Consider the following 12,988-nt stretch of genomic DNA (forward strand, 5'->3'; position numbering starts at 1 on the left):
TGTCAAGCATAAATGATTATGTCCCAAAAAAATTAATTTATAAGCCCCATAAAAGGGGCTTTTATCATGCACTTTTTATGTCTTCTTCAATTCTGTGTGGCTGTGAGTGTACGAATTTATAAAAGGCACCTAATCTCCAAGGATGGTTCATTGGTGGAATATAAGGTTTTCTAGGCTCGGGTTGTTTGTAATCAGAATCCAAGTCCTTAGATTTATACTCATGGGGCGGTATTTCTTCCAGAGCGTAAATATCTTTGTCATTTACGCACGCAAACAAAGACCTATCAAATGCTTTGATAAGCATAACCTTGGTACCTTTTCGGTAATGGGTCTGCATTCCTTTATTATCTACCATCTTATAAAATTTCTTCTCGAATTGAATCGCATGTCCGGCATCAACAGTTCTCTCGGTTAAAACCGCCAAAGTAAGATTTATTTTTTCTTTAGACGGTTGCTTTTCAAAGACAGATTTGATACCATTACATGGAAGTGAGAACTTCTCATTGAATTCTTTTATGTAGTGGTAAAGGAATTCATTGGCATTATTGATGTCGGTTACGCCTGCGAGTCTAAACTCAATAGGCAGGCGTGACTGTAAGGTTTGATTCAATCGTTCTATGCGTCCTTTAGCCTGTGGTACGCTGCTTGATTCAAGTTGTATACCAAGTTGCTTGCAGGCGTAAGCGAACTGTGTATAGGTGTCTTTGTCGTCAGATAAGGCACCTTTTTTCTTGTATGTAAATACAGTTCGTTTATCAGTAAGAAACTTATAGGGAATACCATAATCAGTAAGAATCTGTTCAAACACATGGTAGTAGCCGTTAAGAGTCTCTTGAGTATCAAACCATGCACCCGTAACAACACCTGAGGCATCATCAATGGCCAAATGTAGATGCCATATCTGTCCGGGCACCCATTCATAAGGTGTAGCATCCATTTGAAGCAATTCGCCGAAATAAGCACATCTTGGACGACGACTGTGAGCATCTTCAACTGCTACTAAGTTAGCTTGTATCTGTGATAATTCCTTTTTTGATGTTGCAGCTTGCTTCTTGGCTCTGAGAGCCTGCTTAATGCGTCTACGCTTAGCTTTTGTAGCCTTTGGAGATAGAATGTACTCTGACTCCAAAATACTCATTACAGAGGAAGAAGAGATGCTTATACCCTCATGCTTTTTAAGAAGCTCCGTATAGTGTTCAAAGTTAGCCTCGTAGTATTTAGTTCTGTATAGATCAATAACCTGACTTCTGACATCAGGACGGATAGTGGTAGCAGGCTTCTTACCTCTGTTACCATGGATAAAGAATGCCTTACCATCTTTAATATAACCTTGTATCATACGGTTTATATGCCTCTTGGTGCATCCTAGGATAAGAGCAGCTCTATCCTTATTAGCTGTATCCGGGTGATCTACCAGCCCTTTAATAACCTCATATTTTCTTTGTTCATTCATTGATAAAATAACCTTTCTGATAAGTCAGTCCCTCCTAGTGTTAGAATATACAAAATACTATTCTACCATAAGTGGGACATTTTTATTTGTGGTATACTAGGACTTTATCATTTATGGCTTATATTCATAGAAGCTAAAGTTAATTTTCTGTTGACCTATTTCAAAAAAGTCGTTATAATAATTAGCTGTGAGCATAGTTACATTATAACATGTAACGGAGAAAGATGGTTGTCGTTAGCCATCTTTTTTTATGTAAAAATTTAGGAAGGAGTGACTCATCATGAGTTACTCCTCCCTCTTTTATGGCTGTCATTTCCCGACAGCCCCCTTTTTGATAATTAAATTTTTTTTAAAATGACTATTTTATAAAAAAGTGTTAAACTATCGATATGAATATTTTATTTACAGATTTGGACAATACTTTGATCTATTCAAAGAAAACGGATATAGCAGAGAAAGTACCGGTGGAGCTTTATAACGGAGAGATAAACAGCTTTATGTCAAAATACTCCTATGAGCTTTTGCATAAATTAAATGAAAAGATCCTTATAGTTCCCATAACAACAAGAACCTATATCCAATACAGCAGAATAGAGCTTGGTATCATCCCAAAGTATGTACTATGTGCAAATGGAGGAATACTTTTAAAAGACGGCATAAAGTCGGATGAATGGTATAAGGAAAGCCTTGATATAGTAAAGCCTTCATCAGATGAGAGAGAAAAAGCATATGCATTTTTGCAAAAAGATAAAAGAAGAAAGTTTGAATGCAGAAATATTGATGACTTATTTATCTTTACAAAATGCGATGAGACTGAGGATGTTGTAAGAGATCTTAAAGCCATACTGGACATGACAAAGGTAGAGGCCTTGTACAATAAAGATAAGCTTTATATAATGCCTAAGAATTTAAACAAGGCGGATACAATTAAGCGTTTTATAAGAGAATATGCTACAGAGAAAGTACAGATATTTGCGGCGGGAGATACGGAGTTTGATACCGGAATGATAGAGATTGCAGACATCGGATTTGCACATAAGGATTTGAATATAAGTAAAAATATTTTCAATGATTATGAAGGACTTTTTTCAGATTTTTATCTGGAAAAGGTTTTAGAATATATTAAGGAGTAGGAAATGCCGGGATTTACAACTCACTATATTTTAGGGTTAAAGGCATATGGTGGCTTAGAAAACTCAGGTTTAAAATATATTATATCTAAATACAGATGGCTGTATCAGCTGGGACTTCAGGGACCGGATATGTTTTTTTACAATATTCCGATACTGAGACACAGGGATTACAGAAATGTCGGTTCATATATGCATGAGAGCCATGTAAATGATTTTTTTGCAAATGCACTTTGTGAGATACAGGGGATGGAATCAAAACAAAAGCAGCAGCAGGCGATAAGCTATATTGCAGGTTTTTTATGCCACTATGTGGGTGATTATATCTGCCATCCTTATATTTACGCAAGGATAGGGCATGAAAACGGAAAAAACAGCGCCTATGTATACGGACTTCATGCAGCACTTGAAAATGATATAGATACCATACTTTTAAAAAAGTATAAGAAAAAGAAAACTTCGGAATTTAATCAGGCAGCCACTCTTGCACTAAACGGTTTTGAGATACAATTTGTTTCGGATTTCCTTGCAAGAGTTATAAATAAAACCTATTATCCGATTACATATAAGAATAATTTCAGAGTAACACCTGCCATGGTACACAGATCTGTACTTGCAATGAGGTTTGGAGTAAGAACTCTTGCCGATCCTACGGGTAGAAAGAAAAACAGGATAAATGCTATAGAATCCCTGTTTTTAAAAAGTCCTATAGTTTCACAGAAGATACTCTCAGATGAAGTACCGGATGTAAAAGGAGCCCTAAATCTTGAACATGAACTTTGGATAAATCCATGGAATAAGAGTGTTCATTCAAATGAAAGCTTTCCGGAGCTCTTTGATAAATGTATTGACAGATGTGAGGAGATATTTAAGATACTGAATACGGAAATAGTGCCGGACAGAATGGAAGAAACCGATTTTCACAGACTGCTTGAGAATATAGGAAATTACTCCTATCATTCAGGACTGGATGTAGGTTGATCAAATGATTAGTATTTAAAAATTTAAATATTATTATTTTAAAGAAAGTGAGGTGAATAAGAGTATGTATCCGATGAATGTAACAAAACCTATAGGTGCAGAACAACTCGATAATCTGAACCAGAAAAAAGGTGTTGTATTAAATAGTGACAATGTAGATATTTTGAATACTTCCTATTACAAGAAGACCGGAAGCACAAATGCCGCCGCTCAGTCCGGAAGTACACAAAGTTCGTCCGGTACTGCAACAAGTCAAAACACCGGACAGGCTCAAAGCACAGGACAAAATGCCAATGTAAGGCGAATAACATTGCCGGCATTAAACAAGAGAGTTTCAAAGGGGCAAAAAGTTTCGCTTACCTTTTCTTCAAATAAGATAAAGGTGAATTTCGGGTGGAATGTGAACAATGCAACCTGTGATGTGGATGTCTCCGCATTTTTACTTGCCGGAAACGGAAAAGTAGTCGGTGATGACTTCTTTGTTTTCTACGGACAGGAGAGCAGTCCTGAGAGAAGTGTACTTTTTAAAAATGTTGAAGAGACGAATGCATTACAGGTATTTGATATAGACACTTCTATATTAAATCCGGCTGTACAAAAGATAGTCTTTGTAATGACTATAAATGATGCACTTGAAAAAGCACTTAATTTCGGTATGCTAAAAGATGCATATATACAGATCGTGGATCCTGTGACAAATACTGAAGTGGCTTCTTTCCTTGTGGAGGAATATTACAACAATATAAATTCCATGATGATGGGAGAAGTATATCTGCACAACGGTGCATGGAAATTTAATGCAATAGGAAACGGAGTAAATAAGGACTTGGCGGGACTTTGCGAATTTTACGGAGTACAAGTCGAATAAGGAGGGGAATATGCTGACATTTGAAGTAATTAACGAGTTGACACTTAAGGTTACCTGCGAGGGAAATGATACATTGATTGCAAAAGCAGGTGCATTCATAGCAGGAGAAAATCCGGGAGGGAAGAACTATACTTTTGAAAAGATGTTACTTGGACCGGGAGGAAGTATCGGACAGGCATTACTCGGACAGCTTGTAAGAAGAGTTGCAGGTGAGAATATACCTCTTATGAAGGTACATTTAAACGGAGCTTCCACAACATACTATGCAAACTACGGACAGCATGTAGTAGTGTATAAGCTTGCACCTGGTGAGACGGTTTCAGTAGAGTCTGAAAATATACTTGCATTTACAAATGACTGTGATTACTCTGTAAGATTTTTGGGTGTAGGTGTACTTTCACAAAAAGGTCTTGCTACAACCACATTGGTGGGTAGAGGAAATAATGCCTATGTGGCACTCCTTTCAGATGGAAATCCGCTTGTGGTTTCAAACGTGAAGTCAAGAGATACACTTGCGGTAGATCCGGATGCTGTAATATGCTGGTTCAGCAAGAACGGAATGGGAGATCCACAGATAAGAGCGGATATTTCATGGAAGACCTTCATAGGTCAGGCTTCAGGAGAATCCTATTCATTTGAATGGTCAGGAAATGAGCCTGTAACAGTTTTGGTTCAGCCAAGCGAGAGAAGCGGCGGAATCAGAGTGAGTGTAGATTAATAAATTTGGGTTATTTAAAGCTTAAAGCAGCCGGAAAATCCGACTGCTTTTTCATCATTTTATTAAAGCTTCATTACTTCATTAAAAAAGTCCTTTGCATATCTGTACATTTTAAGAGAATACTCTCCGAATTCTTCGCCTACATTCGCCTTATATACCGTCCATAGCGCCCAAAGGTAACCGCTGAGTGCCATGTATGAATAAAATTTCTTATACTCATCTGTAAGAGGCTTTCTTTTAAGATATGTTTCTAAAAGTTCATCAGCCTGAGATTTATTATAATAAGAATAGATTGCACACATTGCCACATCTATAATAGGATCCGCCATTCCGGCATATTCCCAGTCAATAAGCTTTATCTTATTATCTGATGTAATGATAAAATTATCGGCTACACTGTCTATATGACAGAGGCAAGTTTCGGATTTTATCTCCTTTAAGAGATCCAGCAAAACCGTCATATTCTTATGAACCGATTCTACATCTTCAAAAGATATTCCACCTGTTTTTTCACAGAGTCCTGTATAATATTCTATTCTCTCGGCTATATCAAAGCTGTGGCTTACACTTACATCAGTCTCATGCAAAGTCCTTAGAAGATCCATACATCTTGACATTTCTTCCTTATTAAAAGCATCGGCATTTTTTGAACCCTCATAAAACTTTGAAATTTTATAACCGCTTTCCTTATTAAAATAAATTATTTTCTCCGTAATATGCAGATCCTTGACAGCCATATAGCAGTCATACTCATTTGAACGGTTTATAAGTACATCTGTGCCCTTTCCGGGTATTCTACATATATAACTCTTATTATCCACTTCAAAAAGAAAAGATTTATTTGTCATACCGGCTTTTAATGTACGAAGACCTTTTATATGACTCTCAGGGATATTAAAAACCTTTGCAATAAGTTCAAGAGCCACATTTCCGCTGTTTTCCATATATTTATCATCAAATGCTCGAAGCTCTTCCAGATTCTCAAACTCATAGACTTGATTTTCAGGCTGTGGATTTATATGTATGGCAGGCAGGGTAGAGTTTTTCTTTTGTAATTCACTCATAAGTACATTTTCCCAATACCAGTCATCACTTCCCGGAGTAACAAAGGCTTTTTCCAGTATCGGCATAAACTCTTTTGAAAAGTCTTTGCTGAAATATACAGGTCCGTACATTACATAGGCATCTCTTCCGCCTACGTTTATAGAAGTGATTTCACGTTTTTTATTGAAATCAAGTACCCATTCATTTGTATTTCCTTCCATATATATGGAAGAATACCATGAGTAAGGTTCATAGCTGTGATACATATTATCTCTCATCCAGTTATCGGAAGAGAGTATATATACATTTGAATTCTCTATATACTTACATGCATAGTGCAATGTAGAAATATTGTTCTTAGTAGAATAGTCAGGATTATACACAAGCTTTACATTGTACTTATCTATAAGATATTCAAAATGCTCCTTTAAATATCCCACAACTATTACTATGTCAAAGACGCCCGCTTCATGGAGCTGCTTGATTTGCCTCTCAATCATTCTCTCACCGAATACCTCAAGCAGTCCCTTGGGCGTTTCAAATGTAAGCGGAACAAATCTTGAGCCGAAGCCTGCAGCCATGATAACGGCACGTTCCACCTTAAAAGGAGCAAGATAATCAAGTCCGGCTTCGGTAAGACTTATACTGCTTCCTTCCTTATATAAGTAGTTTAACGCCATGGCATCTTTTATAAGTGAGTTGATGCTTCCAAGAGATAGGTTTAACTTATTTGCAAGCTCCCTTTGAGTAATCGTATTACATTCAAATATTTCTTTGAGTAAATATGCATATCTGTTCATATAAGCTCCCAATATAATAAAATAAACATTAAGTTCAAAAACAATAAAATTATATCTATATTGAACATATTAGCATAACAGGGGATATAAGTATACATATATATCGCGGAAAAGACAGAAATGTAATATTTTTGTAAGAAATCAGAAAAAGAAAATATATTGTAAGTAATAAAATAAAGTTATATACTAGCTTTGTCTTAAGATAAAGGACTGATAAGAGCCTTTACGGGACGCATTAGATTTTAAAAGGATTTCAAAAAGGAGATGCATTCATTATGAGAAAGCAAACAAAGATTGCTGCATTAATTTCAGCAGCAGCAGTTCTCTCAGTTGGTGGAGCTATGACAGCTTTCGCTGCTACAGGTTGGCAACAGGAGAACGGTACATGGGTATATTATAACAGAAACGAAGAGAAAGTAACAGAGACATGGCAGAAGTCAGGTGACTACTGGTTCTATCTTGACGATAAAGGCGAGATGGCTACAGATTCACTTATCGACGATAACAGCGATACATACTATGTTGATGTTAACGGTGTTATGGTTACAAATCGTTGGGTTGCAGTTGACAACGAGAACGCAGGCGAAGAGAACGAGCCAAATCAGTGGTGGTACTACTTCGGAGCTAACGGTAAGGCTTACAAGAGAAGCGATTCAGCTACAGGCGACGTTTCTTTAAAGACTATCAACGGTAAGAAGTACACATTCAATACTGACGGTAAGATGCAGTATGGTTGGGTAAAAGACGGCGAGACACAGCATGATGAAAATGCTTGGCAGGATGCTGAGTACTACTTCGGTGATGAGAACGACGGTTCTATGACAGAGGGATGGAAAGAGATCGCTATCAAGGATGATCAGGCAGCTGAACTTCAGCCTGGTGACAACTACTGGGATCAGGATCAGACAAGATGGTTCTACTTCAAGGCTTCTGGAAAGAAGGAGAAGAAGCAGACAGGTAAGACAATCAACGGAAGAAAGTATGGCTTCGATGAGTATGGCCGTATGAACGCAGGTTGGTTCACAACAGCTACAGCATCTAACACACCTGCTAAAGATGGCGGTTCACAGGGTATTGCTACATACTCTAACTCATTCTTATACTACTCAACACCTGAAGACGGTGCTAGATCTACAAAGGGTTGGTTCAAGGTAACTCCTGGTTACTACCTCCAGAGAGATAAGTATGAGGATGGATCAGATTACTGGTACTACTCAGACGGTAACGGAAAGCTTGCAGTTAACGAAATCAAGACAGTAAACGGTAAGAAGTATGCATTCGACAACTACGGTAGAATGATTAGCGGATTCGTTGTACTTCAGATGGAAGGTAACACTTTAGGTTCAGGTTACAGCTCAAAGAAGATCGTTCAGAAGGTAGATTCTGACGGTACATATGATACAAGTGACAACTACAACAAGTTTGTAAAGGCTAACGACAGCTTATTCACATCCGGAGAGCTTAAGGCTTACTTCTTCGGCGGAAGCGATGACGGTTCTATGAAGACAGGAAAGCAGACTGTAGAGCTTGATAGCGAAAAGTACACATTCGAGTTCGCTAAGAACGGTTCTAACAAGGGTGCCGGTATCAACGGTATGGAAGATCACAAGTTCTATGTTGGTGGAAAGCTTACAACAGCTGATGCTGACAACAAGATCGAGATCGTTGTCCTTAACAGCAGCAACAAGTTAGTCGCTAAGTTATCTGTAGAGGATGCTCTTTTAGCTTACGGTAACGGTGGAGTTCAGCACTTCAAGTCAAACGGAGACTTAGATTATACAGAGTATAAGTTCACAGGTCTTCCAACAGGAACTAAGGCTTATGTTGTTAACACAACAGGTGCTATGATTAAGAGCGGAACAAAGAAGGACGGAGATGATTACAAGGTTAAGACATCTAACTACACAGTAGATTATGTACGTCTTGAGGAATAATCTCAGTTAATTAAAATAGATTTTATATAGGCTTGAGGTGGAGCGAAGCGAAGCCTCATGGCATCTGATAAATCTAATGCGAGAGGAATACTTCCCTGTGGGGGTATTCCTCTTTTTGTTACTTGTAAATTGTATTAAATAAAAAACAGGAATTATTCTCATTATTGTGCTTGACTTTTTAGAAGTTTTAGTTCATAATAAAAGCACATTGAGGTTGTGTAAAATTAAATCTAACAAGCGTTAGATTTGACGCTAGCAATAGCAGGCTCATGCATAACCGGATATTGGAGGACAAGATGTTAAAAGATTTTAAAGAGTTTGCGTTTAAAGGTAATGTTTTGGATATGGCGATAGGTGTTATCATAGGCGGGGCCTTCGGTAAGATTGTCACATCTTTGGTAAATGATTTGATTATGCCTATCATATCTATATTGACAGGAGGTTTAAACTTCACTGATTTGAAGTATGTTATCACTCCTGCACACGGAGACATAGCTGAGAATGCTATTGCTTACGGATCTTTCATCCAAAATGTAGTTGATTTCCTTATCATTGCATTCTGTATCTTCATGTTTGTAAGACTTATAGAGAAGTTTAAGAAGAAAGAAGAGGCTAAGGTAGAGGAAGCACCTGCAAAGGCTGATGATGTTGTTCTTCTGGAGGAAATTAGAGATTTATTAAAAGCAAAGAACTAAGGAGGAAATATGAGTTTTTATCGTTGTGCACACTGTGGAAATATTGTCTCAGTAGTAGTTGATTGTGGTGGTACACTTGGATGTTGTGGAGAGCCGATGCAGCTCTTAAAGGCTAACACAACAGATGCAGCTAAAGAGAAGCATGTACCTGTAGTAACTGTTGAGGGTAATAAGGTTGTTGTTAATGTAGGTAGCGTAGATCATCCTATGACACCTGAGCATCTTATCAACTTCATCATGATCGAAACAAACCTTGGAAAGCAGTACAAGGGACTTACAGCTGAGGATAAGCCACATGCTGAGTTCGTATTACAGGATGGAGAGAAGCTTATAGCAGCTTATGAGTATTGTAATTTACATGGTTTATGGAAGGCAGAGGTATAATTTATGAAGTATGTATGTGATGTTTGCGGATGGGAATATGATGAGGCTCTTGGAGATCCTGATAACGGAATAGCTCCTGGAACAAAATGGGAAGATCTTCCTGATGATTTTGTTTGCCCACTTTGTGGCGTAGGCAAGGATGAGTTTTCTCAGGAATAATATTTAAATAAAATTATTGAGAGCCCTTAGGGGCTCTTTTTATATATGATCGGGCAGGTTTTCCTGCTCGATTGTTTGACTTGTAAGTATATACTATAGTATATTAGAATCATTATGAATGGAATAAAAAGAGATTACACCGATATGATAGATATGGAGCTTCCAAGCTTGAAGGTTCCTTTATCAAGAAAAGAGAGAGCTTCACAGTATCTGGCTTTTGAGGCCGTATTAAGCGGTAAAAAGCTTTTGGAGAAGGGTGAAGAGATTTGGCTTAAGGAGTATGCGCCTGAGGATTATAAGCAGGAGGTATACAAAAGAGATCAGAGACAGGAAGAAACATGATTTGCGATTATTGTATTAATTATATATATGACGAAGATGCAGAGGGTTATATCTGTGATGTGGATATGGATGAGGATGATTATGCAAGAATGAGAAGCAGTGATTATTCCACCTGTCCGTATTATAGAAGTAATGATGACTATTTGATAGTAAGGAAACAAATGTAATGGAAATTGAGATAGGAAAATTACCGGAGTTACAGAATAAAAAGATAATAGACATAAGGCCCGGACATGAATTTAAAAGAGGAAGTATTCCGGACTCTGTTAATATAGCGGAAGAAGATATACTTGAGAGAATAAAAGATTTTGATAAAACCGATATTATCTGTCTGGTATGTGCTACAGGTAATAAGACCGAGTATCTGGCGGAAGAACTGGAAAGTAAGGGCTATGAGAATATATATAATCTTGTAGGCGGATATGAGGCCTATATGAAACTTAAATTAAATGAGTTTCTAAAAGAGGAAAGTAAAAAAGATGAGTCGAATAAAAGAAGCAGAGATATTGAAAGAAGCCTTATAAAGAAGTTTAGAAAGAGTATCTGGAGAAAATTTACAGCCGCCATAAATGAATATGAGCTTATAAAAGACGGTGATAAGATTGCGGTATGCATATCAGGAGGAAAAGATTCTATGCTGATGGCAAAGCTTTTTCAGGAGCTTTTAAGGCATGGAAAGAGGAATTTTGAGTTGGTATTCCTTGTAATGAATCCGGGATATGATGATATAAATTATCAGACTATAGTGGACAATGCTAAGATTTTGGATGTACCTATAGTAGTATTTGAATCATCCATATATGATATTGTGGCAGAGGATGAGAAATCACCATGTTATCTCTGTGCCAGAATGAGAAGAGGACATTTATATGCCAAGGCAAAGGAGCTGGGATGTAATAAGATTGCTTTGGGACATCATTTTGATGATGTTATAGAAACGATTGTTATGGGAATGTTATACGGTGCCCAGATACAGACAATGATGCCGAAACTTCACTCCACAAATTTTGAAGGTATGGAGCTTATCAGACCGCTTTATCTTGTGAGGGAAGAGGATATTATTCATTGGGCAAAGTACAATGAACTTAATTTTATAAGATGTGCCTGCAGATTGACAGACAATTGCTCCATATCGGAAACAGGCGACAAGGGCTCTATGAGGGCTGAAGTAAAGAAACTTATAAGGGAGTTGGCTGCTAAAAATCCATATATTGAGAAGAATATTTTCAGAAGTGTGGAAAATGTCAGCCTTGATACAGTAATAGCCTACAAGAAAAACGGGGTAAAACACTCTTTCTTGGAGGACTACGATTAAGAGGTTATCTTGTATGAGTGAGAAAACTTTGAATATTATGATAGCTACCGATCTCCACTACCTTTCAAAGAGTATAAATGACGGAGGAGAGGCCTTTGCAAATGTAATGGAAAAGGGCGACGGTAAGGGAATGACATATATTGAAGAAATAGTGGATGCATTCTGCAATGAAGTTAAAAAAAGAAGGCCGGATCTGGTGCTCTTACTGGGTGATTTAACTTTTAACGGAGAGAGAGTAAGCCATTTGGAACTTTCACAAAAACTTAACAGTATAGTGAAAGAGGGTATACCGATATATTTGATACCCGGAAACCATGATATAGATTATGAAAGAAGCTTCGGATTTCGCGGAAATGAAATATATAAGGTTGACAGTGTGTGTGCAAAAGATTTCAGAGAGATATATGCCGACTGCGGTTATAAAAATTATGAGTACTTTGATGAGTATTCCGGAAGCTATATTTCAAAACTTAGGGACGATTTATATTTGATAATGCTGGATACTAATTCCTATCACTCAAATTATTTGTGCAAGGAAAGTATTCTTTGGCTGGATAAGGTGCTTTTTGAACTGTCAAAAGCGGATGCGCAAATACTTGCAGTAAGTCATCAAAATCTTCTTGAGCAAAATTATATGTTTACTGAAGGTTTTATGATTAAAAATGCGGAGGAAATAGAAGCCCTTTATGCCAAATACAATGTAAAGCTGAATCTCAGCGGTCATATGCATATTCAGCATATTGAAAAGAATCTTATAACGGAGATTGTCACATCTTCATTGGCAGTGTCACCAAATCATTTTGCAAATATTATTTATGACGAGAAGTCATTTGAATACTTTACAGAATGTCTGAAGGTAGAGGCTGTAAATGATTTTGAAAATTACAGCAGGCAGTTATTTAAAGGTGTTGGGAGTAGACAATTGAATAAGTTGTTTAATACTCATACCTTTGACAATGATGAAGAAGAAGATATTCAAAAGATGGGCAGAGCATTTCTTAGGATGAATGAATGCTATTTTGCCGGAGAGATTTTTGATACAACGGGTTTTGAAGAAGGCATAAGACTTTGGGAAGATCAGCATGAGAGCTTCACATCTTTATATATAAAGAGTATACTGGATTCTGTGTTCAATGAGCAGAATAAATTTAAATTGGAATTATAG

Annotated in this window: 14 protein-coding genes; 12 read left to right on the top strand and 2 right to left on the bottom strand. The window is 37.3% G+C overall.

Going from position 1 to position 12,988, the window contains the following annotated elements; genetic code table 11:
• Positions 1–64: 64 nt before the first annotated feature.
• Complete coding sequence (locus EHV10_RS08640) at positions 65–1,453, bottom strand: ISNCY family transposase (protein ID WP_128674106.1); 1,389 nt, start codon at positions 1,451–1,453, stop codon at positions 65–67.
• 389 nt (positions 1,454–1,842) lie between these two features.
• On the opposite strand from EHV10_RS08640, the gene EHV10_RS08650 reads away from it, so the two are divergent.
• The 4 genes from EHV10_RS08650 (at position 1,843) to EHV10_RS08665 (ending at position 5,150) form a co-directional block, all read left to right on the top strand.
• Positions 1,843–2,586, top strand: a complete 744-nt coding sequence (locus EHV10_RS08650; RefSeq protein ID WP_128674311.1) for an HAD family hydrolase — start codon at positions 1,843–1,845, stop codon at positions 2,584–2,586.
• 3 nt (positions 2,587–2,589) lie between these two features.
• Positions 2,590–3,564, top strand: a complete 975-nt coding sequence (locus EHV10_RS08655) for a zinc dependent phospholipase C family protein (protein ID WP_128674312.1) — start codon at positions 2,590–2,592, stop codon at positions 3,562–3,564.
• A gap of 64 nt (positions 3,565–3,628) precedes the next feature.
• Positions 3,629–4,432 carry a TerD family protein gene (locus EHV10_RS08660; RefSeq protein ID WP_128674602.1) on the top strand — a complete coding sequence of 268 codons (804 nt, stop codon included), beginning with the start codon at positions 3,629–3,631 and terminating at the stop codon, positions 4,430–4,432.
• Positions 4,433–4,442: 10 nt separating this feature from the next.
• Complete coding sequence (locus EHV10_RS08665; protein ID WP_128674313.1) at positions 4,443–5,150, top strand: AIM24 family protein; 708 nt, start codon at positions 4,443–4,445, stop codon at positions 5,148–5,150.
• Positions 5,151–5,212: 62 nt separating this feature from the next.
• Here EHV10_RS08665 and EHV10_RS08670 read toward each other — a convergent pair whose 3' ends face one another.
• Positions 5,213–6,994 (bottom strand): phosphotransferase, encoded by a 1,782-nt coding sequence (locus EHV10_RS08670; protein ID WP_128674314.1) that lies wholly within the window; start codon positions 6,992–6,994, stop codon positions 5,213–5,215.
• Positions 6,995–7,269: 275 nt separating this feature from the next.
• Here EHV10_RS08670 and EHV10_RS08675 point away from each other — a divergent pair, with 275 nt between their 5' ends.
• The 8 genes from EHV10_RS08675 to EHV10_RS08705 all read left to right on the top strand — a co-directional run bounded on the left by EHV10_RS08675 (position 7,270) and on the right by EHV10_RS08705 (position 12,988).
• The gene (locus EHV10_RS08675) at positions 7,270–8,928 is read left to right on the top strand and encodes a cell wall-binding protein (RefSeq protein ID WP_128674315.1); all 1,659 of its coding nucleotides are present in this window, start codon (positions 7,270–7,272) and stop codon (positions 8,926–8,928) included.
• Between the two features lie 296 nt (positions 8,929–9,224).
• On the top strand, positions 9,225–9,623 hold the full coding sequence (gene mscL, locus EHV10_RS08680) for a large-conductance mechanosensitive channel protein MscL (RefSeq protein WP_034213481.1): 399 nt from the start codon (positions 9,225–9,227) through the stop codon (positions 9,621–9,623).
• A 9-nt stretch (positions 9,624–9,632) separates the two neighbouring features.
• Positions 9,633–10,007, top strand: a complete 375-nt coding sequence (locus tag EHV10_RS08685) for a desulfoferrodoxin family protein (protein WP_034213484.1) — start codon at positions 9,633–9,635, stop codon at positions 10,005–10,007.
• A 3-nt stretch (positions 10,008–10,010) separates the two neighbouring features.
• On the top strand, positions 10,011–10,166 hold the full coding sequence (locus tag EHV10_RS08690) for a rubredoxin (protein ID WP_007594817.1): 156 nt from the start codon (positions 10,011–10,013) through the stop codon (positions 10,164–10,166).
• A gap of 114 nt (positions 10,167–10,280) precedes the next feature.
• Positions 10,281–10,508: a hypothetical protein gene (locus tag EHV10_RS08695; RefSeq protein ID WP_128674316.1), complete on the top strand. Its 228-nt coding sequence runs from the start codon at positions 10,281–10,283 to the stop codon at positions 10,506–10,508.
• Positions 10,505–10,675 (top strand): DUF6472 family protein, encoded by a 171-nt coding sequence (locus EHV10_RS14630; RefSeq protein ID WP_009664255.1) that lies wholly within the window; start codon positions 10,505–10,507, stop codon positions 10,673–10,675. The genes EHV10_RS08695 and EHV10_RS14630 overlap by 4 nt, the downstream gene beginning before the upstream one ends.
• On the top strand, positions 10,675–11,823 hold the full coding sequence (locus EHV10_RS08700) for an ATP-binding protein (RefSeq protein ID WP_128674317.1): 1,149 nt from the start codon (positions 10,675–10,677) through the stop codon (positions 11,821–11,823). Before EHV10_RS14630 ends, EHV10_RS08700 begins: the two co-directional genes overlap by 1 nt.
• 13 nt (positions 11,824–11,836) lie before the next feature.
• A complete protein-coding gene (locus EHV10_RS08705; protein WP_128674318.1) occupies positions 11,837–12,988 on the top strand; it encodes a metallophosphoesterase in 1,152 nt (383 codons plus the stop codon).

This window comes from Lachnoanaerobaculum gingivalis, from assembly GCF_003862475.1.
Taxonomy (GTDB): Bacteria; Bacillota; Clostridia; order Lachnospirales; family Lachnospiraceae; genus Lachnoanaerobaculum; species Lachnoanaerobaculum gingivalis.